Annotated in this window: 25 protein-coding genes; 12 read left to right on the top strand and 13 right to left on the bottom strand. The window is 72.2% G+C overall.

The window, feature by feature from the left end:
- Positions 1–7 precede the first annotated feature (7 nt).
- Positions 8–301: a YiaA/YiaB family inner membrane protein gene (locus tag BLV76_RS19255; protein WP_090971247.1), complete on the top strand. Its 294-nt coding sequence runs from the start codon at positions 8–10 to the stop codon at positions 299–301.
- Between the two features lie 79 nt (positions 302–380).
- Here BLV76_RS19255 and BLV76_RS19260 read toward each other — a convergent pair whose 3' ends face one another.
- The gene (locus tag BLV76_RS19260) at positions 381–1,598 is read right to left on the bottom strand and encodes an acyl-CoA dehydrogenase family protein (RefSeq protein ID WP_090971249.1); all 1,218 of its coding nucleotides are present in this window, start codon (positions 1,596–1,598) and stop codon (positions 381–383) included.
- Positions 1,598–2,959, bottom strand: coding sequence for an acyl-CoA dehydrogenase family protein (locus BLV76_RS19265; RefSeq protein ID WP_090971251.1), 1,362 nt, complete (start codon positions 2,957–2,959; stop codon positions 1,598–1,600). The genes BLV76_RS19260 and BLV76_RS19265 overlap by 1 nt, the downstream gene beginning before the upstream one ends.
- Before the next feature lie 88 nt (positions 2,960–3,047).
- Here BLV76_RS19265 and def point away from each other — a divergent pair, with 88 nt between their 5' ends.
- From def to BLV76_RS19280, 3 genes are all read left to right on the top strand, one after another.
- Positions 3,048–3,644, top strand: a complete 597-nt coding sequence (gene def / locus BLV76_RS19270; protein WP_090971253.1) for a peptide deformylase — start codon at positions 3,048–3,050, stop codon at positions 3,642–3,644.
- A complete protein-coding gene (locus BLV76_RS19275; protein ID WP_090971254.1) occupies positions 3,641–4,435 on the top strand; it encodes a TrmH family RNA methyltransferase in 795 nt (264 codons plus the stop codon). The genes def and BLV76_RS19275 overlap by 4 nt, the downstream gene beginning before the upstream one ends.
- 82 nt (positions 4,436–4,517) lie before the next feature.
- Positions 4,518–5,153 carry a DedA family protein gene (locus BLV76_RS19280; protein WP_245734768.1) on the top strand — a complete coding sequence of 212 codons (636 nt, stop codon included), beginning with the start codon at positions 4,518–4,520 and terminating at the stop codon, positions 5,151–5,153.
- On the opposite strand, the gene BLV76_RS19285 is transcribed toward BLV76_RS19280, so the two are convergent.
- Positions 5,116–5,919 (bottom strand): TrmH family RNA methyltransferase, encoded by an 804-nt coding sequence (locus tag BLV76_RS19285; protein ID WP_090971256.1) that lies wholly within the window; start codon positions 5,917–5,919, stop codon positions 5,116–5,118. The genes BLV76_RS19280 and BLV76_RS19285 overlap by 38 nt on opposite strands.
- Positions 5,912–7,201 (bottom strand): uroporphyrinogen-III C-methyltransferase, encoded by a 1,290-nt coding sequence (cobA, locus tag BLV76_RS19290; RefSeq protein WP_090971257.1) that lies wholly within the window; start codon positions 7,199–7,201, stop codon positions 5,912–5,914. Before cobA ends, BLV76_RS19285 begins: the two co-directional genes overlap by 8 nt.
- A 50-nt stretch (positions 7,202–7,251) precedes the next feature.
- Here cobA and BLV76_RS19295 point away from each other — a divergent pair, with 50 nt between their 5' ends.
- The 5 genes from BLV76_RS19295 to BLV76_RS19315 all read left to right on the top strand — a co-directional run bounded on the left by BLV76_RS19295 (position 7,252) and on the right by BLV76_RS19315 (position 11,349).
- Complete coding sequence (locus BLV76_RS19295) at positions 7,252–7,773, top strand: YbhB/YbcL family Raf kinase inhibitor-like protein (protein WP_090971259.1); 522 nt, start codon at positions 7,252–7,254, stop codon at positions 7,771–7,773.
- A gap of 352 nt (positions 7,774–8,125) precedes the next feature.
- Entirely contained in the window at positions 8,126–8,641 is a 516-nt protein-coding gene (locus tag BLV76_RS19300; protein WP_175539757.1) for a CAP domain-containing protein, read from the top strand.
- A 108-nt stretch (positions 8,642–8,749) separates the two neighbouring features.
- On the top strand, positions 8,750–9,565 hold the full coding sequence (locus BLV76_RS19305; protein ID WP_217630396.1) for an ABC transporter permease: 816 nt from the start codon (positions 8,750–8,752) through the stop codon (positions 9,563–9,565).
- Entirely contained in the window at positions 9,558–10,370 is an 813-nt protein-coding gene (locus BLV76_RS19310; protein ID WP_245734770.1) for an ABC transporter permease, read from the top strand. Before BLV76_RS19305 ends, BLV76_RS19310 begins: the two co-directional genes overlap by 8 nt.
- Position 10,371: 1 nt before the next feature.
- Positions 10,372–11,349, top strand: a complete 978-nt coding sequence (locus BLV76_RS19315) for an ABC transporter ATP-binding protein (RefSeq protein WP_090971263.1) — start codon at positions 10,372–10,374, stop codon at positions 11,347–11,349.
- Positions 11,350–11,368: 19 nt separating this feature from the next.
- Here the strand turns inward: BLV76_RS19315 and BLV76_RS19320 are convergent, their stop codons facing one another.
- Positions 11,369–12,520, bottom strand: coding sequence for a PP2C family protein-serine/threonine phosphatase (locus tag BLV76_RS19320; protein ID WP_175539758.1), 1,152 nt, complete (start codon positions 12,518–12,520; stop codon positions 11,369–11,371).
- Positions 12,521–12,596: 76 nt separating this feature from the next.
- On the opposite strand from BLV76_RS19320, the gene BLV76_RS19325 reads away from it, so the two are divergent.
- Complete coding sequence (locus BLV76_RS19325; protein ID WP_090971266.1) at positions 12,597–13,565, top strand: alpha/beta hydrolase; 969 nt, start codon at positions 12,597–12,599, stop codon at positions 13,563–13,565.
- A gap of 21 nt (positions 13,566–13,586) precedes the next feature.
- On the opposite strand, the gene BLV76_RS19330 is transcribed toward BLV76_RS19325, so the two are convergent.
- From BLV76_RS19330 to BLV76_RS19345, 4 genes are all read right to left on the bottom strand, one after another.
- Positions 13,587–14,348, bottom strand: coding sequence for a sulfite exporter TauE/SafE family protein (locus BLV76_RS19330; protein WP_090971268.1), 762 nt, complete (start codon positions 14,346–14,348; stop codon positions 13,587–13,589).
- Positions 14,345–15,508, bottom strand: coding sequence for an SPFH domain-containing protein (locus BLV76_RS19335; RefSeq protein WP_090971270.1), 1,164 nt, complete (start codon positions 15,506–15,508; stop codon positions 14,345–14,347). The genes BLV76_RS19330 and BLV76_RS19335 overlap by 4 nt, the downstream gene beginning before the upstream one ends.
- A 67-nt stretch (positions 15,509–15,575) precedes the next feature.
- Positions 15,576–16,037: an NfeD family protein gene (locus BLV76_RS19340; RefSeq protein WP_090971272.1), complete on the bottom strand. Its 462-nt coding sequence runs from the start codon at positions 16,035–16,037 to the stop codon at positions 15,576–15,578.
- 29 nt (positions 16,038–16,066) lie between these two features.
- Positions 16,067–16,858, bottom strand: coding sequence for an ABC transporter ATP-binding protein (locus BLV76_RS19345; protein ID WP_090971274.1), 792 nt, complete (start codon positions 16,856–16,858; stop codon positions 16,067–16,069).
- Positions 16,859–16,937: 79 nt separating this feature from the next.
- Here BLV76_RS19345 and BLV76_RS19350 point away from each other — a divergent pair, with 79 nt between their 5' ends.
- Positions 16,938–17,666, top strand: coding sequence for a hypothetical protein (locus BLV76_RS19350; RefSeq protein WP_090971276.1), 729 nt, complete (start codon positions 16,938–16,940; stop codon positions 17,664–17,666).
- Here BLV76_RS19350 and BLV76_RS19355 read toward each other — a convergent pair.
- Complete coding sequence (locus tag BLV76_RS19355; protein WP_090971277.1) at positions 17,663–18,019, bottom strand: VOC family protein; 357 nt, start codon at positions 18,017–18,019, stop codon at positions 17,663–17,665. The genes BLV76_RS19350 and BLV76_RS19355 overlap by 4 nt on opposite strands.
- A 118-nt stretch (positions 18,020–18,137) precedes the next feature.
- Positions 18,138–18,569 carry a DUF805 domain-containing protein gene (locus tag BLV76_RS19360; RefSeq protein ID WP_090971279.1) on the bottom strand — a complete coding sequence of 144 codons (432 nt, stop codon included), beginning with the start codon at positions 18,567–18,569 and terminating at the stop codon, positions 18,138–18,140.
- Between the two features lie 104 nt (positions 18,570–18,673).
- Here BLV76_RS19360 and serB point away from each other — a divergent pair, with 104 nt between their 5' ends.
- On the top strand, positions 18,674–19,888 hold the full coding sequence (gene serB / locus BLV76_RS19365) for a phosphoserine phosphatase SerB (protein WP_090971281.1): 1,215 nt from the start codon (positions 18,674–18,676) through the stop codon (positions 19,886–19,888).
- On the opposite strand, the gene BLV76_RS19370 is transcribed toward serB, so the two are convergent.
- On the bottom strand, positions 19,863–20,648 hold the full coding sequence (locus tag BLV76_RS19370; RefSeq protein ID WP_090971283.1) for a putative protein N(5)-glutamine methyltransferase: 786 nt from the start codon (positions 20,646–20,648) through the stop codon (positions 19,863–19,865). The two genes, serB and BLV76_RS19370, sit on opposite strands and share 26 nt — an antisense overlap.
- Complete coding sequence (locus tag BLV76_RS19375) at positions 20,645–21,199, bottom strand: SixA phosphatase family protein (RefSeq protein ID WP_090971286.1); 555 nt, start codon at positions 21,197–21,199, stop codon at positions 20,645–20,647. The genes BLV76_RS19370 and BLV76_RS19375 overlap by 4 nt, the downstream gene beginning before the upstream one ends.
- Positions 21,200–21,323: the final 124 nt, after the last annotated feature.

Below are 21,323 nucleotides of genomic sequence, written 5' to 3' on the forward strand. Positions count from 1 at the left end.
TTCAGGCATGCCCACCAAGACCGATTCCACCGCCAAGAACACCACTGCCTTCGCCGCCCAGGCCGCGATCTCCTTCGGCGCCTCGCTCTTCTCGATGCTCTGCGCCGTCTACTTCATGGACTCCGAGCCCTGGGTCAAGGGCTTCCTCGCACTCGGCACGCTCTACCTCACGACCTCCACCTTCACCCTCGCCAAGGTCGTGCGGGACATGCAGGAGGACAACACGACACTCAGCCGTCTCGACGCCGCCCGGCTCGAGAAGCTCCTCGCCCAGCACGACCCCTTCAAGACCGCCTCCTGACACACGACGACCGGGCGCTTCCTCCCACGAGGAAGCGCCCGGTCGGCATGCGGGACGGGGAGGAAGCGCCCGGTCGGCGTCAGCGGAGCTCGGAGCTCGTCAGTCCGAGGATCCGGCGGGCCACGATCAGCTGCTGGATCTGCTGGGTGCCCTCGAAGATGTCGAGGATCTTGGAGTCGCGCGCCCACTTCTCGAGCAGCTCGGCCTCGCTGAACCCGAGCGTGCCGCACAGCTGGACGCACGACAGCGTCACGTCGGAGCCGACGCGACCGGCCTTCGCCTTGGCCATCGAGGCCTCGAGCGAGTTCGGCTGACGGTTGTCGGCCATCCAGGCCGCCTGCATCATCAGCAGCTGGGCGCCCTCCCAGTCGGCCTCGAGCTGGAGGAGCTTCGCCGCCGCGGCCGACTGCGACTGGGCCGGCCTGTCGTAGTCGACGACCACGCCGGCCTGCTCGAGCAGGTCGCGGGTGAGGTCGAGCGACGCGCGGGCGCAGCCGACGGCCATCGCGGCGACGAGCGGGCGGGTGTTGTCGAAGGTCGCCATCGCGCCCGCGAAGCCGGACTTGGTGTCGATCTCGGGCGAGCCGAGCAGGTCCTCGGCCGGCACCCGGCAGTCGGTGAAGGTGATCGCCGCGGTGTCGGAGGCGCGGATGCCGAGCTTGTGCTCGAGCCGCTCGACCTTGAGCCCGGGGTTGTCCTTGCGCACGAGGAACGACTTGATCGCCGCGCGGCCGAGCTCCTTGTCGAGCGTCGCCCAGACCACCAAGCTGTCGGCGCGGTCCCCGGAGGTGACGTAGATCTTCTCGCCGTTGATGACGTAGTCGTCGCCGTCCCTGACGGCCGTGGTGGTGATGTTGGCCGAGTCGGAGCCGGTGCCCGGCTCCGTGATCGCCATCGCCGCCCACGTGCCGCGGTAGCGCTCGAGCTGCTCCTCGTTGGCGACCGACGCGATCGCCGAGTTGCCCAGGCCCTGGCGCGGCATCGAGAGCAGCAGGGCGGTGTCGCCCCAGCACATCTCGGCGATGGAGAGCACCGACGCGAGGTTGGCGCCGTTGCGCACCTTCGCGGACCCGTCCTCGGGCTTCTCCTCACGGCGTACGCCGCCCGCGCCGGCGCCGCCCGTGGCACCGGTCTCGCTCACGCCGTCGATCAGCGCGGCGAGCATGTCGAGCTCCTTGGGGTACTCGTGCTCGGCGCGGTCGTACTTGCGCGAGATCGGGCGGAGCATGTTCATCGCGAGCTGGTGGGCCTGGTCGATCAGGCCGGCCTGCTTCTTCGGGACCTCGAGGTTGATCATCAGACGATCACCACGCCTTCCATCACGCCGACGGCCCGCAGGTCGCGGTACCACCGTTCGACCGGGTGCTCCTTCACGAAGCCGTGGCCACCGAGCAGCTGCACGCCGTCGAGGCCGATCCGCATGCCCTTCTCCGTGCACAGCTGGCGGGCCAGCGCGACCTCGCGGGCGAAGTCCTGGCCGCGGGTGGCCCGCGAGGCGGCCTTCCACGTCAGCAGCCGCATGGCCTGCACCTCGATCGCGATGTCGGCGACCATGAAGGCGACCGACTGGCGGTGGCTGATGGGTTCGCCGAACGCCTCGCGCTCGTTGACGTAGTCCTTCACGTAGTCGAGGACCGCCTGGCCGGTGCCGACCGCCAGGGCGCACCACGCGAGCCGCGAGAGCCGGACGCACTCGGCGTAGGCGGTGCCGTCGGTGTCGCCGAGCAGCGCGTCGGCCCCGAGCCGTACGCCGGTCAGGTGCAGGCGCGCCAGGCCGGCGGCCCGGACGCCCATCGAGGGGTCGGCCTCGACCGCGAGTCCGTCGGTGCCGGACTCGACGAGGAAGAGGGCGGGCGTGCCGTCGAGCATCGCGGCGACGACGAACAGCTCGGCGTCGGCTCCGCGCACGACCGCGGACTTCACGCCGTCGAGGACGAAGCCGTCGCCGTCGCGCAGTGCGGTCGTGGCGAGCACGAACGGGTCGAAGAGCACCGTCGGCTCGGCGATCGTCAGGGCGGCAGCCGGGACGTCGCTGCCCGTGAACGCGGGGAGGTAGGTCTGCTGCTGCGCCTCGGTGCCCCAGAGCCCGATCGCGGTGGCGACGGCGCCCGGGGCGAGCGCGGCGACCGCCAGGCCCATGTCGCCCTGCGCGAGCGCCTCGGCGACGAGGGTGCCGGCCATCGCCGACCGCTCCTCCATGATGCCGCCGAGCTCCTCGGGCACGCCGAGGCCGGGCAGGCCGACCTCCTGGGCTGCGGCGAGCACCTCCGCCGGCGCCGCGCAGGCCTCGTCGGCCTCGGACGCGGCCGGTCGCAGCACCTCGGCGGCGAGCTCGCGCACGACGTCGACGAGCATGCCCTCGTCCTCGGTCGGGGTGAGGTCGAAGACCCCGCGCGACTCGGCGCTGGCCGGTCGCGCGCCGGCGGTGCGCCTGCCGGCCCTCGCGAACTGGCGGCCGGCGGCGGTGGCGACGCGGAAGCCGTTGCGCGTGGTCGAGTAGACGACCTGCTCGGTCTGCTTGCGCAGCCCGACACGGTCGATGAGGTCGCTCTGCGCCAGCCGGTTCACGGCGGCCACGGCGAGGCCGATGGGGTCGCGGGTCTCCCGCGACGACAACCCGTGGCGACCGCCCGGCCGGAGGCTGTTCATGATGGACATGCCGAAACTGTAACTCTGAGTTACACCTTTGGCCAGCGCCCTCCCCGTGGTGCGTGTCACGCGTGCCCCTCTCGTTAGGATCCTGCGCATGCCCGACGACGAGACGACCGCCCCACTCGCACCGCACGGCCCTCTCCCCGAGGGTGGCACGGTGCGCGCGATCACGCGGTGGGGCACGCCCGTCATGCACCGCCCGCAGGAGCTCGTGACGTCCTACGACGACGCGCTCGCGGCGCTGGCCGCCGACATGGTGGCGACGATGTACGCCGCCGACGGCGTGGGCCTGGCCGCCTGCCAGGTCGGCGAGGACGTTGCGATGTTCGTCTTCGACTGCCCCGACGACGAGGGCCGGCGCACGGTCGGCGTCGTGTGCAACCCGGTCCTCACGCTCCCCGAGGGCAACGACCGGCACCTCGACGACGACGACGAGGGCTGCCTGTCCTTCCCCGGCTCCTTCGAGCCCTGCGCCCGTCCCGACTGGGCGCGGGTCGACGGCTTCGGCCTCGACGGCGAGCCGGTGACCTTCGAGGGCGACGGGCTGCTCGCGCGATGCCTCCAGCACGAGACCGACCACACGCTCGGCACGGTCTTCGGCGACCGGCTCTCGACGAAGTCGCGCAAGAAGCTCGGCAAGAAGCACGACGCCGAGGCGGAGAACTACCCGCTGACCTGGCCCGCCTCGTGACCGACCTCCGGATCACCCGGGAGAACGCCCGCTTCCAGCAGTGGGAGGCGCTCCTGACCAACCGCTCCAAGCGCCACCGCAACCGCGAGCTCCTGGTCCAAGGCGTCCGTCCGATCACCCGGGCGGTCGAGGAGGGCTGGACCGTGCGCGCGCTGCTCCGTGCCGACGGCGCGACCTCGGCGTGGGCCGACGACCTGTGGGCGAGGACCGACGCCGAGCGGGTCGTCCTCTCCCCGGAGCTCCACGCGCGGCTCAGCGGCAAGGAGGACGGCGCCGAGCTTACCGCCGTGGTCGAGATGCCCGAGGACGGCGTCGAGCGGCTCGGCGACTCGCGCCGGCCGCACGGGCCCGTCGTGGTCTTCGACCGGCCGACCAGCCCCGGCAACATCGGCACCCTCGCCCGCTCCGCCGACGCCTTCGGCGCCTCGGCCCTCGTCATCACCGGCCACGCCGCCGACCCCTACGACCCGCAGGCCGTCCGCGCCAGCACGGGCTCCCTCTTCGCCCTGACCGTCCTCCGCGTGCCCGGCCACGGTCCCGTTGTCGAGTGGGCCCACGCCCACGGCTACCGCATCGTCGGGACCGACGAGGAGGGCAGCGCACTCTCCGACGTCGACCTCACCGGGCGCGTCGTGCTCCTCGTCGGCAACGAGACCACCGGTCTCTCCGCCGGCTGGCGCCAAGCCTGCGACGACGTCGCGAGCATCCCGATGACGGGCACCGCGTCGTCGCTCAACGCCGCCGTGGCCGGCTCGATCGTCCTGCACGAGGCCCTGCGCCAGCGCGGCTGAGCACTCGGGGCTTGGGCGGGGTTGCTACTACTTCTCCTGACGTCCGCAGACCGAACGCCGAAGCACCCAGGGAGAACGACTCGTGGAAGCCGTGCTCGACTGGCTCGTCCTCGTCATGCGCACGATCGGCTCGCCGGGCGTGGGCCTGGCGACCGCGCTGGAGACCGTGTTCCCGCCGATCCCGAGCGAGCTGGTCCTCCCGCTGTCCGGCTACACGGCCAGCCAGGGCCACTACAGCGTCGTGGCGGCGATCGCGTGGGCGACCGCGGGCTCGCTGATCGGCGCCCTGGTGCTCTACTGGCTCGGCGCCGCGTGGGGCCTCGAGCGCCTGTGCCGCCTGGCCGACCGGATCCCGCTCATGCACGCCGACGACGTACGCCGCGCGGTGGAGTGGTTCCGCCGCCACGGCCGCGCCGCGGTCTTCTTCGGCCGGCTCGTGCCGGGCGTGCGGAGCCTGGTGTCGATCCCGGCCGGCGTCGACCGGATGCCGCTCGCGACCTTCTGCGCCTACACCACCGCGGGCAGCCTGGCCTGGAACGCGGCGCTGGTCCTCGCCGGCTACGAGCTCGGCGAGCAGTGGCACCTCGTCGAGGCGTACGTCGGCCCCGCCAGCAACGTCGTCTACGTGCTCGTCGCGGTGGTGGTCGTGGTGGTCGCCGCCCGCAGGCTGCGGCACCGGCTCAGCGGCGAGCCGCCGCGTAGCACGCCACCGCAGTAGCCGCGGCGACGTTGAGGGAGTCGATGCCGGCCCGCATCGGGATGATCGCCCGCCGGTCGGCCGACCCCTCCCAGCGCGCCGAGAGCCCGTGGCCCTCGGAGCCGAGCACCAGCGCGAGCCGGTCGACGCCGTCGACGGCCTCCTCGATCGGCGTCGAGTCCTCGGCCAGGGTCAGCGCGACCGTCGTGAAGCCGCGGCGCGACAGGTCCGGCAGGGCGTCGTACCAGTCGGGCAGCCGGGTCCACGGCGTGGAGAACACCGCCCCCATGCCGACCTTGATCGAGCGGCGGTAGAGCGGGTCCGCGCAGCGCGGCGCGAGGAGCACGGCGTCGAACCCGAGCGCGGCTCCGGAGCGGAAGATCGCCCCGACGTTGGTGTGGTCGACGAGGTCCTCCAGCACGAGGACGGAGCGTGACCCTGCGAGGACGTCGTCGACGCTCGCGAGCGGGTGGCGCCGCAGCGAGGCGAGGGCGCCACGGTGGACGTGGAATCCCGTGACCTGCTCGATGAGCGCCTCGGGCAGGACGTAGACCGGGGCGTCGCTCCCCGCGAGCACGTCGTCGAGGCTCTCCAGCCACCGCGGCGCCATCAGGAAGGAGCGGGCGTCGAACCCGCCCTCGAGCGCGCGGCGCACGACCTTCTCCCCCTCGGCGAGGAACAGGCCGTGCTCGGCCTCGAAGCTCTTGCGGAGCTCGACGTCGCGCAGGTCGCGGTAGTCGGCCAGCCGCGGGTCGGCCGGGTCGGTGAGCGCGACGACCTCAGCCACGCGCCCGCTCGCGGCTCGGGGCCGGGTAGCGCTCCGGGCGCGCTACCGCCACCACGTCGCCGACCACGATGATCGCCGGCGGGACGACCTCGTGGGTGCGCAGGTCGTCGGCGAGCGTCCCCAGGGTGCTCAGCACGACGCGCTCGGTCGGCATCGTGCCGTCCACGATCACGGCGACCGGGGTGCCCGCGCCGCGACCGTGCTCGACGAGGGTCGCGGCGATCGCCGGGGCGTTGTCGACGGCCATGAGGAAGACCAGCGTGCCGCGCAGGCCGGCGAGGGACTCCCACTGCACGAGCGAGTCGGGGTGCCCCGGCGGGATGTGCCCGGAGATGACGGTGAACTCGTGCGCCACGCCGCGGTGGGTGACGGGGATCCCGACGAGTGCGGGCACCGAGATGGCGGACGTGAGGCCGGGTACGACGGTGACGGGCACGTCGGCGGCCGCGCAGGCCAGCAGCTCCTCGAAGCCGCGGCCGAAGACGAAGTTGTCGCCGCCCTTGAACCGGACCACGCGCTTGCCCGCGCGGGCGCGATCGATGATCACCTCGTTGATGTGGTCCTGGGAGGCCGACCGCCCGCGGGGCAGCTTGGCGACGTCGATCAGCTCGACGTCGGGTCCGAGCTCGTCGAGGAGCTCACGCGGGGCGAGCCGATCGGCGACGACCACGTCGGCGGAGGCGAAGGCATGGCGCGCTGCGACCGTGACCAGCTCGGGGTCACCCGGTCCCCCGCCGACCAGCACCACACCGGGGCTGCGGTCCAGGGCGTCGGAGGCCGTGAGCTGGCCATCACGCAGCGCGGTGACGATGTCGTCGCGCAGCGCGGCGGACTTGCGCGGCTCGCGGTTGCCGAGCACGCCGATCGTGACGCTCCCGTGGTGGCCCACGGCGGGGGTCCACGCGGTGCCCCCGAGCGCGTCGTCGGCACGGACGCAGAAGGTGTGCCGCGCCTCGGCGGCGACGGCGACGCGGGCGTTCACCTCGGCGTCGTCCGTGGCCGCGACGACGTACCAGGCGCCGTCGAGGTCGGTCTCGACGAAGTCGCGGAGCACGAGGTCGAGCTCGCCGCCCATGCCCTCGAGCGCGGGCGTCACCTCGGGGCTCACCAGCGTCACCGCCGCTCCAGCGCCGATGAGGGCCGGCACGCGGCGCTGGGCGACGTGCCCGCCGCCGACCACCACGACCTTCCTCCCGGTCAGCACCAGCCCGGCGAGGTAGGGATGGTGGTCTGCCTCGTGGGGGAGGTCGTCGGCCGCGTCGTGCGGGCTGGCGGTGCGCATCCGGACATTCTCCCTGTCCGGCTCGTGGGGTCGGTGGCTAGGTTCGGGATATGAGCCTCGAACGCCCCGTGACCCCGAATCCCTACGACCTCCTCCCGGCGACCGCCTCCTTCACGGTCACCAGCGACGACGTCACCGACGGACAGCCCCTGAAGGACGACCAGGTGGCCGACCTCGGCAACACGTCGCCGCAGCTGAGCTGGTCGGGCGCCCCGGAGGGGACGAAGTCCTACGTCGTCACCTGCTTCGACCCCGACGCCCCGACGCCGAGCGGGTTCTGGCACTGGTGCCTCGTCGACATCCCCGCCGACGTCACCTCGCTCGACACCGGCGCGGCGGCAGGAGAGCTCCCCGGCAAGGCCTTCCACGTCCGCAACGACGGCGGTGAGGCCGGCTTCACGGGCGCCGCTCCGCCCGAGGGCGACCAGGTGCACCGCTACTTCTTCGTGGTGCACGCGGTGCAGGAGGAGAGCCTCGGGGTCGACGACTCCGTCTCCAACGCGGTCGTCTCGTTCAACCTCGCGTTCAAGACGCTCGGCCGCGCCATCGTGCACGGCACCTATGCCCACTGACATCCGGCGCTGACGCCTCGCGCTGACTCGCCAACACTGCGTGCTCCCCGCCCCTGAGGGGCGGTCAGGAGGCCCGGTGGTCGGACCCTCGCGGTCCAGACCATCGGGCCTCTTTTTCTGCGTTTCGCCCACGCAGAAACCGTCAAGCCGTTTTGATCTGAACTCGACACTCACGCAGAGCCCGTCATGAAACTTGATGGTCTTCGCGGCGTGTCGAGGCAGCAAGGGGCGAGAAGTCGACTTTTCGCCCCCTCGGAACGTATCTTCTCTAAGATATCGACAAGGTTTCATCAAGACTGCATCAGCGTCGCAGCAACTCGAAGCGTCCCCCACCCCCTCAGAGGACCTCACCGTGCGCCACCCCCGCCCCCTCGCACTCCTGGCATCGGCCCTCGTCGCCGCCGGCGTGCTGTGCGGCGTGCCGGCCTCGGCGGACGCGGTGACCTGGTCCGTTCCGGCCAGCGTCGTGGTCAAGGACGCCGGCGACATGACCAACGAGGACCTCGAGAACACCCTCATGGTCGAGATCAACCAGGCGCGCGTGGCCAACGGCCTGCGCAAGATCTGGAACTTCGACTCCTGCACCGACCGGCTGGCCGAGCTGTGGGGCTCCCGCATCGCGCGCACCGGCCTCTTCGAGCACCGCGACCAGAACGAGGTCATCAAGCGCTGCGACAACTCCTGGGCCGGCGAGACCCTGGTGCGCGGCGAGGGCCTGACCCCCGACCAGATGGTCGCGCTGTGGCTCGACTCCCCCGGCCACCGCGAGATCCTGCTCAGCCCGCGCGCCAAGCGCGCCGGCGTCGCGATCACCGAGGACTCCTCCGGCCGCGTCATCGGCGTGGTCAACCTGGTGCGCCACAGCTGACGCAGCACCGGCACGGAGCAGCCGCGTGCACGCGGCCCCACTGATGTGAGACGATCCCCGGCCCCCTCGTGGGTGGGCCCGGGGATCGATCTCATGTGAGGAGCTGTGGTGCCGAGGGGGTGGGGGACGCTGCACGTCGCGATCGCGACTCGTGCCTTCCGTCGCTACTCCACCTACCGCGCCGCGACGCTCGCCGGGATCTTCACGAACTCGGTCTTCGGGATCATCTACTCCTTCGCCTACCTCGCGCTCTGGGAGGCCAACCCCACGGCCGGCGGGTACGACGCCCAGGACGCCGTCACCTACGTCTGGCTCGGGCAGGCACTGCTGATGACCGTCGCGCTGTGGGGTGGTGGCACGACCGACGACCTCGCCGAGCGGATCCGCACCGGCGACGTGGCGATCGACCTCTACCGACCCGTCGGCCTCGTCGGGTGGTACCTCGCCAGCGACCTGGGGCGAGCGGCGTACCACCTCCTCACCCGCGGGCTGGGCCCGACGGTCATCGGCCTCGTCGTGTTCGACATCGCGCTGCCGACCTCGCCGGTGGCCGCGCTCGCGTTCGCCGTCTCGCTCGTGCTCGCCGTGGTGGTCAGCTTCACGATCCGCTTCCTCGTCGCCAGCACCGCCTTCTGGCTGCTCGACCAGTCCGGCGTGAAGGTGATGAGCGGCGCGTTCGCGATCTTCTTCAGCGGGATGATGTTGCCGCTCGTGCTCTTCCCCGGGTGGCTCGGGACCCTCGCCAGGGCGCTGCCGTGGGCGTCCTACGTCCAGGTCCCCGCCGACGTCTGGCTCGGCAAGCACACCGGGGCGGACCTCCTCGCCGCGCTCGGCTTCCAGCTGTTCTGGGCGGTCGTCCTGCTCGGGGCCTGCCAGGTCGTGCTGCGCCTGGCCACCCGCAAGGTGGTGGTGCAGGGTGGCTAGCCCCACGCCCGCGGGCCACCTGCGCTCCTACGGCCAGATCGCGTGGCTCTGGATCCGCGCCGCGTGGCAGTACCCCACGTCGTTCGTGCTGCTCGCCGTCGGCAACGGGATGATCACCGGCCTCGACTTCGTGGGGCTCTGGATCATGTTCGCCCACCTCGACCGGCTGGCGGGGTTCTCCCTGCACGAGGTCGCCCTCCTCTACGGCAGCGCCTCGCTGGCCCTCGCCGTCGCCGACACCGCCATCGGCAGCGTCGAGCGGATCGGCACCTACATCCGCACCGGGCGGCTCGACCAGATGATGACCAAGCCGGTGCCGCTGCTCGTGCAGGTGTGCGCCGACCAGTTCACCCTGCGGCGGCTCGGCCGCCTCACCCAGGCCGGCGTGGTCTTCGGCTGGGCGTGCACCTACGTCGACTGGACCCCCCTCCGCGTGCTGGTCGCGGTCTCGATGCTCGTGGGCGGCGGGCTGGTCTTCTTCGGCCTCTTCGTGGGCTTCTCCTGCGTCCAGTTCTGGACGACCGACGCGACCGAGTTCGCCAACGCCTTCACCTACGGCGGCGCGACTGTCACGCAGTACCCGCTCGCGATCTTCCCGCGCGAGGTGCTCGTCGGCCTCACCTTCGTCATTCCCGTCGCCTTCGTGAACTGGTACCCGTGCCTGTTCCTCCTCGGTCGCGACGACCCGTCGGGGATGCCCGACGCCTTCCAGTTCGCCTCACCGCTCGCCGGCCTGCTCACGATGGCCGCCGCCCTGCTCGTGTGGCGCTCCGGCGTCCGCCACTACACCTCGACCGGGAGCTGACATGACGCCCAACCACGCCGCAGGACCGCTGATCCGCGTGAGCGACCTCGCCCGCACCTTCGACGTACGACGTCGGGTGGAGGGGCGCCGCCGCCGAGCCCGCGAGCAGGTGCACGCGGTCCACGACCTGAGCTTCTCGGTCGACGCGGGCGAGATGGTCGGCTACATCGGCCCGAACGGAGCCGGGAAGTCCACCACGATCAAGATGCTCACCGGCATCCTCGTCCCGACCGGGGGTGAGGTCCGCGTCGCCGGCCTCGACCCCAGCCGCGACCGGGTCGAGCTCGCCCGCCGGATCGGCGTGGTCTTCGGGCAGCGCTCGACGCTGTGGTGGGACCTGCCGCTGCGCGACTCCTTCGACCTGCTCCAGAAGATGTACCGCGTCGAGCCGGCGCACTACCGCGACAACCTCGACCGCTTCGTGGAGCTGCTCGACCTCGGCGACCAGCTCGACACGCCGGTGCGGCAGCTGAGCCTGGGCCAGCGGATGCGGGGCGACATCATCGCGGCGCTGCTCCACGACCCGGAGGTGCTCTACCTCGACGAGCCCACGATCGGGCTCGACGTCGTCAGCAAGGGCCGGCTCCGCGAGTTCCTGCGCGCGCTCAACGCCGAGCGCGGGACCACCCTCCTGCTCACCACGCACGACCTCCAGGACATCGAGGCGCTCTGCGACCGGGTGATCGTGATCGACCACGGCACGTCGGTCTACGACGGCTCGCTCGCCGGGCTGCACGCCCAGGGCGGCTCCAGCCGCACCCTGGTCGTCGATCTCGTCGACGAGGCCGCGCCCATCGACGTACCGGGCGCGCGCGTGCGGAAGGTCGAGGGACCGCGCCAGTGGCTGTCGTTCCCGGCCGACGCCAGCGCGGCGCCGGTCGTGGCGGCCGTGGCGGCGGCGTACGACGTCGCGGACCTGTCGATCCAGGAGCCGGACATCGAGGACGTGATCCGCGACCTCTACTCCCGCGGGGCCTGAGCGCGACGACGAGCGGGGGTCAGCCGCCGAGGGCCTGCGCCCGCTCGGAGTCGCGCTCCGGCGAGGTGAGCGGCTGCCGCTCGATCACGAGCATCGCGCGATCGTCGTTGCCGCGGGGCACCTGCTTGAGCACCCGGCGGGGCAGTCCGGCGAAGCCTCGGGCGTCGACGGCCTTGAGCGCGGCATCGCGCAGCCACTCGATGCCCAGGTCGAGGTCCTTGTCGGCGCCCTCGATGACGCCGTCGGTGTAGAACATCAGGGCCTCGCCCGGCCGGAGGCGACCCCTGCTGGGCTCGAAGAAGGCGTCCTCGATGACGCCGAGCGCCATGCCCCGGGCGTTGTCGATCGCCCAGCCGCGCCGGCCCAGGACCCAGTGCAGGGCTGGCGGGTGCCCGGCGCTGGTGATCGTGTAGTCGCCGGTCACGAGGTCGAGCTTGATGTGCACCGCCGTCGCCAGGGACTCGTCGGACTCCTGTCGCAGCAGGAACCGGTTCGCCGCCTCCATCATCTGCGAGGGCGGCAGGGCGCCGATCAGCCCGCCGAGGGCCCCCGCGAACTGGAGCGCCTGCGGCCCGACCGAGGTGCCCTTCCCGACCACGTCGACCAGGGCCATCTCCAGCCAGCGGTCCTCCCGCAGGTCGGCGACGAGGAAGTCACCGGCGTAGCTCGGCCCGTTGGCCGTGAGCGTCGCCGACTCCGAGCGCCAGCCGACGGGCAGCTCGGGGACCTGCCCCTGGCGCTGCAGCCGGTCGCGCAGCTGGGTCAGCACGGCCTCGCTGAGCGCCATCGGCAGCCCGGAGCGCTGGCGGCTGGACTGGTAGAGCGCGAGCACGATGGCAAAACCGAAGATCACGAGCGCCGTGCTGCGGTCGGCGGGGGCGTAGCCGGTGTCGAGGGAGGTGCGCCAGGCCACGCCCACCAGCACGGCGACGAGCACGAGCAGCGGACCGAACCGCAGCAGGAGCGTGCCGACCATCAGGAAGAGGAACCACATCGACACGGGCACGACGACCTCGACCGACGCGCTGAGCATGATCGTGATCGCCACCATCGCGACCATGACGAGCAGCAGGAACAGTTGGCTGCCGCGTGAGCCCGTGCGCCAGTTGTCCGCGTGCTGCCGGACGTAGGTCAGGCAGCCGCGCAGCACGGATCCCAGCGCCTTCAACACCGCTGAAGGGTAGGTCCCCCGTCCACGTGCCCGAGGTCGAACGGGGAAACTGAGACCGGGTCGATAGGGTCGCGACATGCCCCTGGTCCCGCTCCAGGCCGACATCCTCGGACCTGCCTACCGGGTGGAGACGTTCTCGCTCCCGCCCGACAGCGAGGGCCCGGTGGTCGCCACGCTGGTCAAGCTCGAGGCCGCCGCCCCCACCGGCCGTGCCGTGCTGCACGTGCACGGCTTCGCGGACTACTTCTTCCACACCGAGTACGCCCAGTGGTGGGCCGACCGCGGCTACACGTTCTACGCGCTCGACCTCCGCAAGTACGGCAGGTCGCTGCGCCCGCACCAGACGCCCAACTACGTCGCCGACCTCCACGAGTACTTCGGCGAGATCGACCTCTCCTGGTGGCGGGTCACCGAGCGCGACGGGCACCGCGAGGTGATCGTGTCGGGGCACTCCACTGGCGGGCTCACCATGTCGCTGTGGGCCGACGAGCGGCGCCACCCCGAGATCGACGCCGTCGTGCTCAACTCCCCCTGGTTCGACATGCAGGGCGCGGCGTGGCTCCGCAGCCCGGCCACCCGCGTCGCCCTCGAGCGGATCGGGTCGAGCCGGCCGCTCCAGGAGATCCCCCGCAAGATCAGCGGGGTCTACGGCCGCTCGCTCCACCGCCTCCACGGCGGCGAGTGGGACTACGACCTGGACTGGAAGCCGCTCGAGTCGCGACCGGTCTACGTCGGGTGGCTGCGCGCGATCCGGCAGGGCCACCAGCGGCTCCACGCCGGGCTGTCGATCCCCTGCCCCGTCCTCGTGCTCTCCTCGGCCCGATCGTTCTTCGGCGACGTCGACGGCGAGGAGGCCTTCACCCACGACATCGTGCTCGACGTCGAGCAGATCCGGCGTTGGGCGTCCTCGGTCGGCCGGCACGTCACCTCGATCGCCGTGGAGGGCGCGATGCACGACATCGTGCTGTCGCGGCCCGCGGTGCGCGCGACGGCGTACGACCTCCTCGGCCGGTGGCTCGACGCCTGGGTCACCCCGGCCGGCTGACCCCCCGCGTGGTGTGCCCCCTCAGACGAGGAGCACGACCAGCGCGGTGATGCCGACGACGGCGATCACGCCGCGCATCAGGGTGGGCGACAGGCGACGGCCCACGGTGGCGCCGATCTGCCCGCCGACGACGGAGCCGAGCGCGATGAGCCCGGCGATGGCCCAGTCGATGTCGGCGACGGCGATGAACACCAGCGCTGCGACGAGGTTCACGATGAGCGCGAGGACGTTCTTCGTCGCGGTGTGGCGCTGCATCGTGTCGGCGACCCCGATGCCGAGGACCGCCATCAGCAGCACGCCCTGGGCGGCACCGAAGTAGCCGCCGTAGACGCCGGCGGCCGCGACCGCCGGCCACACCCACCACACGCCGTGGTCGGGGATGCCGCCGCGCGACTCGGCGCGGGCCGCGACCGATCGCTGGATCCGCGGGCCGAAGATCACCAGCACGACGCCGAGCGCGATGAGCGCGGGGACGATCGCGTCGAAGGCCGACGACGGCAGCACGAGGAGGAGCAGGGCCCCGACCGTGCCGCCGAGCAGTGAGGCGACGCCCAGCCGGATGACGCGCGAGCGCTGGCCGACGAGCTCGCGACGGTAGCCGATGGCGCCGGAGACGTTGCCCGGCACGAGGCCGACGTTGTTGCTGACGTTGGCCGTCACGGGAGGTACGCCGAACGCGAGGAGGGTCGGGAACGTGATCAACGTCCCCGACCCCACCACGGTGTTGATGGTGCCTGCCGCCACCCCGGCGAGGGTGATCAGCAGCATCTCGAGAGGACTCACTGGCCGGCGGGTGCCTCCGGGTCAGCGGGACCGGACAGGTCCGCGGGCGTGTCCAGCGGGTCGCTCAGCGGGTCGCCGGCTGCGGCCGCTCGTGCGGCCTTGCCCGGGTTGGCCGCGCTCTGGGCCTCGGCGATCGCCTGCTGGACGGCGGCGTTGGTGGCCGTCATCTCGGGGTCCTCGGACCCACGCGGGAGCTGCGGCTCGGTCGGGCCCATGTCGACGCGCTTGCGCGGCGAGGCGTCCTTCGGGATCCCGGCGATCTCGTGGATCGAGGACCCGAGTCCCTCCATCGCCTTGGTGATCTCCGAGGGGATGACCCACACCTTGTTGGCGCTGCCCTCGGCGATCTTCGGCATCATCTGGAGGTACTGGTAGGCCAGCAGCGACTGGTCGGGCTGGCCGTCGTGGATCGCCTGGAAGACGGTCTGGATGGCCTGGCCCTCACCCTGGGCACGCAGGATCGCGGCCTCGCGGTCGGCCTGCGCCCGGAGGATGAGCGACTCGCGGTCACCCTCGGCGTTGAGGATCGAGGACTGCTTGTTGCCCTCGGCGGTGAGGATCGCGGACTGGCGCTGGCCCTCCGCGGTGAGGATGAGCGCACGCTTGTCGCGGTCGGCTCGCATCTGCTTCTCCATCGCGTCCTTGATGGACGGCGGCGGGTCGATGCCCTTGATCTCGACACGGTTGACCCGGATGCCCCACTTGCCGGTGGCCTCGTCGAGGACGCCGCGGAGGCCGCTGTTGATCTCGTCGCGGCTGGTGAGCGTCTGCTCGAGGTCCATGCCACCGACGATGTTGCGCAGCGTGGTCATGGTGAGCTGCTCGACGGCCTGGATGTAGTTGGCGATCTCGTAGGTCGCGGTCACCGGGTCGGTCACCTGGAAGTAGATGACGGTGTCGATCGAGACGACGAGGTTGTCCTCCGTGATCACCGGCTGCGGCGGGAAGCTCACGACCTGCTCGCGCAGGTCGATGAGATAGCGCACCTTGTCGATGAACGGCACGACGATGTTGAGTCCTGCGGGCAGCGTGCCCTTGTACTTGCCGAACCGCTCGACGATGGCCGCCCGCGCCTGGGGCACGATCCGGACCGTCTTGGCGAGCATGACGACGACGAACAGGACGACGAGCAGGAACAGGACCAGCAGTGCTGTGCCCATGGCTTCTCCCCCGATTCTTGTGTGGTGCAGTGGGTGGTGCTGGCTGTGAGGTCCTGGTCGCGGCCGCTCAGGGCTCGAGCGTGGCCACCGGGTGGACGTAGGCGGTCGCGCCCTTGATCTGGAGGATCTCGACGGTGTCGCCGGGTGCGATCCGCAGCGTGTCGTCGTAGGGCAGCGCGCTCCAGATCTCGCCGCCGGCCTTGATCCGGCCGGCTGCGAGGCCGGTGATCTCCTCGGTGACCATGGCCCGCGTGCCGACGAGCTTGCCGTGGCCGAGCGAGAGCTCGGGTCCGTTGTGGAGGCGCTTGACGAACGTCGGCCGCACGAAGGCCAGCATGGCGACCGAGGCGCCGAGCGCGAGCACGATCTGGAGGACGACGGGCAGGCCCAGGATCGCGGCGACCATGCCGATCACCGCACCGGCCGCCAGCATGGCCAGGATCAGGTCCAGGCTGAACATCTCGGCGACACCCAGCGCGATCGACAGCGCCAGCCACGTCTCCCAGAGGTGGTCACGGATCCAGTCCATGACCAGACCCTATCCAAGGGCCCCTCGGATCAGCGGGCAGGACGACGACGCGCCGCGAACCGGTCGTCCGCCCTGCTGAGCAGCAGCGGCATCGCGAACGTCTCCGAGAGCGTCTCCGCCGTCACCACGTCCTCGACGGGACCGGCGTCGACCACGCGGCCCTCGCGGAGCAGCAGGGCGTGGGTGAAACCGGGCGGGATCTCCTCCACGTGGTGCGAGACCAGCACGGTCGCCGGGGAGTCGGGGTCCATCGCGAGCTCGGAGAGCGTCGCCACGAGGTCCTCGCGCCCGCCGAGGTCGAGCCCGGCGGCGGGCTCGTCGAGGAGCAGCAGCTCGGGGTCGGTCATCAGCGCGCGGGCGATCTGGACGCGCTTGCGCTCGCCCTCGCTCAACGTGCCGAAGGTGCGCTCGAGGAGGTGACCGGCGCCCACCTCCTGCAGCAGCGAGGAGGCGCGGTCGTGGTCGAGCTCGGCGTACTCCTCGCGCCACCGACCCACGACGCCGTAGGACGCGGAGACGACGACGTCGCGCACGAGCTCGGACTTCGGGATCCGGTCGGCGAGCGCCGCGCTCGTCAGGCCGATGCGCGGGCGGAGCTCGAAGACGTCGGTCGTGCCGAGCACCACGTCGAGGATCCCGGCGACCCCGGAGGTCGGGTGGATCTGGGCGCCCGCGACCTGCAGGAGGGTCGTCTTGCCGGCGCCGTTGGGTCCGAGGACGACCCAGCGCTCGTCCTCCTCGACCTGCCAGCTGACGTCGTCGAGCAGCAGCGACCTGCCCCGGCGCACCGTGACCCCTGCGAACTCGATGACGGCGACCATGGCCGCCACCCTATCCAGCGGCACGCGCCGCTCCGGTCCGGACACGGCGGTCGCGGACCGACGAGTACCCTCGCGGGCGATGTCCGCCTCGAGCCCCTCCTCCCCCGCACCCGCCCTCGCACTGCCGCACTCCGCGACGCTGGCGTGGTGGCTCACCGCCTGGCTCCGGGGGCACGAGCAGACCGACCACGTCCTTGACGCGCTGGCCGACGACACCCACCTGCTGGCCGGCGGCTCGGCGATGGACCTGCTCGTGCGCGCCCGCGGGACGCGGGCGTCGTGGGCCGGGCTCGCGCTCCCCGTCGAGGGCGACCTGCTCGGCCTGGGTGGCCCGCCCGCGTTCAACCGCGCGGCCCTCGACGCCGGTCAGGCGGTCGTGGTCGGGGACCTCGGTCTGGTGCCGGCAGAGCAGGGCGAGACCGTCCAGTGGCACCCGCACGAGGCGGCGCGCCGCCAGCTGCCCGACGTCGGCGAGGCCGACCGCGGCCTGCGCGAGACCCTGCTGACGACGGCCGGGGAGCTGGCCGAGCTCGACGTCGCACGCTGGCGACCCGAGGCTGCCGACGCACTGATGAACCTGCACCACCGACCGCGCGTCGAGGCGCCGCTCGGCACCCCGCCGCGGTGCGTGGAGCTGGCCGCACGCGGCCTGCAGGCCTGGGCGATCGTCGACCTCGCCCTCGTCGACGACGGCGGGGCGCTGTCGGCGTACGAGGTCGAGCAACGTCGTGGACTCCTGCAGCCGCTCGGCCGGGCCGCGCGCCGCGCGATCGTCGCGGCGTGCTCACCCGAGGTCTGGCCCGGCTAGCTGCTCGCCCAGACCCCGAGCACGGTGCCGCCCGGGTCGCTGAACTCGAACCGGCGACCACCGGGGAACTCGTAGGGGCCCGAGGTGACCGTGCCGCCGGCACCCTCCACGGCCGCGACGCTCGCGTCCAGGTCGTCGGAGTAGAGCAGGACGAGCGGTCCGCCCGGGGTGGGCGTGCCGGACGCGGCGAGGCCCCCGACCTCGCCGTCGCCAGACGCGGCGCGGATGCCGGCGTAGTCGGGGCCGTAGTCGTTGAACTGCCAGCCGAAGGCCAGCTCGTAGAAAGCCTTGGCCGCAGCCAGGTCGTCGGTGCTGATCTCGACGTAGTCGATGGTGTGGTGGACGGGACTCATGCTCGGCGACGCTACGACGCGGGTCCGACAGCGCACCGTGGACCGCGCGCCGGAGACGCAGCACCGCCCGGGTCCTGCGGTGCAGGGCCCGGGCGGTGCGGTGGGTGGAGCTGGCGCGTCAGCCGTTGTACTGGCCGGTGCCGTAGTTCGGCGGCGGGGGCGGCGGGTAGCCGCCCGCGGCTCCGGTCTTCGGGTTCGGGCCGTACGCGTTGTCGCCGGGCTGCGAGTCGAGGACGAAGAAGACCAGCAGGGCGATCCAGCCCAGGATCGGGATCAGCACGAGCAGCAGCCACCATCCGCTGCGCCCCGTGTCGTGCAGGCGGCGTGCACCGACCGCGAGGCCCGGCAGCAGGAGGGCCAGGCTGACGATCGTGCTGATCAGGCCGTTGCCGTTGCCGAAGTCGGTGCCGAGGATGCGGTCGACGAACCCCGTCACGATGCCGAGGAGGAACGTGAAGAGCGCGAAGAACCAGTACTCCGAACGACGCGCGCGGCCGCTGAAGTCGACGTACTTGGACAGACAGGTCCGGATGGCTGTCTGGAAGTCCATGGAAACCCCCTGTGAGTGGGCAGGCCCGGATCGGACCTGCAGGCGTGAGAAACCTAGGGCATCGGCGGGGCAGGGGACCAGCACCGACTAGCCTGTCCACCACCATGGACGACGAGCCGAAGACTCTCCTGGTCACCCTCACGGGCAAGGACCGACCGGGCGTCACCTCCACGATCTTCTCCGCACTCTCCGCCGCCGGCGTCGAGGTCCTCGACATCGAGCAGATCGTGCTCCGTCGCCGGCTGGTGCTCGGCATCCTGGTCACCGCGCCGCGCGACTGGAAGAAGCTGCGCGACACCATCGAGCGGGCGGCGGCCGAGCTCGAGATGTCGGTCGAGGTCGACCGCGGCGCCGGCGACAACCGCAGCCGCCCCGGCGAGCGCTCGCACATCACCATCATCGGCAGCCCGCTGAAGGCGTCGGCGATGGCCGCCGTGGCGGGTCGGATCGCCGACGCCGGCGCCAACATCGACCGCATCGAGCGGATGGCTCGCTACCCGGTCACCGCCATCGAGCTGCACGTCTCCGGCGCGCCCGCCGAGTCACTGCGCCCGGTGCTCGCGGCCGAGGCCGTCCGCCTCGGCGTCGACCTGGCGGTCCAGCGCGAGTCGCTGCACCGGCGCGGCGTCCGGCTGATCGTGATGGACGTCGACTCCACCCTCATCCAGGGCGAGGTGATCGAGATGATCGCCGCCCACGCCGGGCAGGAGGCTGAGGTCGCGCGGGTGACCGAGGCCGCGATGCGCGGCGAGCTCGACTTCGAGCAGTCGCTGCGCGAGCGGGTCGCGCTCCTCGAGGGTGTCCCCTCCTCGGCGCTCGACGAGGTCTACGACTCCATCGTCCTGGCGCCCGGCGCACGCACGATGGTCCGCACGCTGCGGCGCCTCGGCTACCGGTTCGCCATCGTCTCCGGCGGGTTCAGCCAGATCACCGACCGGCTCGCGGCCGACCTCGGCATCCACTTCGCGCGCGCCAACGAGCTCGAGATCGTCGACGGGCACCTCACCGGCCGGATCGTCGGCGACGTCGTCGACCGGGCCGGCAAGGCAGCCGCGCTGCGCGAGTTCGCCGCGGAGGTCGGCGTACCCCTCGACGCGACGATCGCCATCGGCGACGGCGCCAACGACCTCGACATGATCGAGGCGGCCGGGCTCGGGATCGCCTACAACGCCAAGCCGATGGTGCGCGACGCGGCGCTCACCTCGGTCAACGTGCCCTACCTCGACTCGGTGCTCTACCTGCTCGGCATCTCCCGCGAGGAGATCGAGGACGCTGACGCCGAGGTCGGCATCGTCACGCCGGCTCCCCTGCTGGGCTGACGCCCACCCGGGCGCCGATCGCCACGCAACCACCGACCTCCGGCTCCGCGGCGACCTCGGTGGTGAGGCCCGCGGCCGCCATCGCGGCCGTCGTCGCGGGCGCCTGGGACGGGCTGGTCTCCACGAGCAGCACTCCCCCGGGCGCGAGCCACTCGGGGGACCCGGCGGCGAGGCGTCGGTGGAGGTCGACGCCGTCGGGGCCGCCGTCGAGGGCGACGAGTGGCTCGTGGTCGCGCGCCTCGGGCGGCATGTCCCTGATCCGGCCGGTGGGGACGTAGGGGGCGTTCGCGACCAGTACGTCGACCCGGCCCCGCAGCGCCTCCGGCAGCGCGTCGTAGAGGTCACCCTCGTGCAGGGTCGCGGTCGGGGCGTTGGCGCGCGCGCAGTCGAGCGCCGTGCGGCTCAGGTCGGCCGCGTGCAGCTCCCCCGCACCGTCGACGCAGGCGGCGACCGGCGCCACGCCGCAGCACATCTCCACGACGACGGGCGCGCGGAGACGCGCCGCGTGCGCGACCGCCGTGCGGGCGAGCAGCTCGGTGCGGCGCCGCGGGACGAAGACGCCGGGAGCGACGACGAGCCGCCGACCGAGGAACTCCACCCACCCGAGCACCGTCTCCAGGGGCTCCCCGGCGACACGGCGCGCGACCATCCGCTCCAGCGCCTCGGGGGTGCCCGCAGCGGACTCGAGGAGGGCCGCCTCGTCCTCGGCCCACACGCACCCCGCGGCGCGGAGCCGCGTCACGGTGTCGGGAGCGGTCACCCGTCGACGACGTGGAACGCGTGCAGCCGCCCGGTGCCCGGGCCGAGGTCGGCCCACGCCACGTCGACCTCGAACACGGCGAGCGCGGCCGTCGGGAAGCCGCGCGTGATCATCGCGGTCGATGCCTCGTCGTCACCCTCGCCGTCGTCGAGCAGCTCGGCGACGTAGGCCATGGTCGGGTTGTGCCCGACGACGACGAGGGTCCCGACCGCGGGGTCGGTCTCGTCGATGAGGTCGAAGGCGGAGTCGGCGCCGGCGGCGTAGAGGGCGGCGGAGAAGTCGGGCTCGCAGTCCCAGCCGGCAGCGACCGACAGCTCCGCCCAGGTGTCGCGGGTGCGCTGGGCGTCGGACACGAGGGCCGCGTCGGGCACCAGGCCCTGGTCGGCCAGCCACCGGCCGGCGGCCGCGGCGTCGGCACGCCCCAGCGGGGCCAGCGCGCGCTCGTGGTCCGAGGGCGCGACCGACTCGGCCTTGGCGTGACGCATGATCACCAACCGCCGCACGGTGTCCGTCCGACCCCCGGTCGGGTCGGGGCTGCCTGACTCCTGCATGGCTCCACCCTTCCAGCCGCGGGCATGTCTGCCAATCCTCGGCCGTCGCGAGCGTCGTTCGGCGCGTGCGATGGCAAGGCGGAGGAGGGAGCCATGGCGGAGCCATGGCGACTGACGACAACGC

Origin of the sequence: Nocardioides exalbidus (assembly GCF_900105585.1) — a bacterium.
In the GTDB taxonomy this organism is placed as follows: Bacteria; Actinomycetota; Actinomycetes; order Propionibacteriales; family Nocardioidaceae; genus Nocardioides; species Nocardioides exalbidus.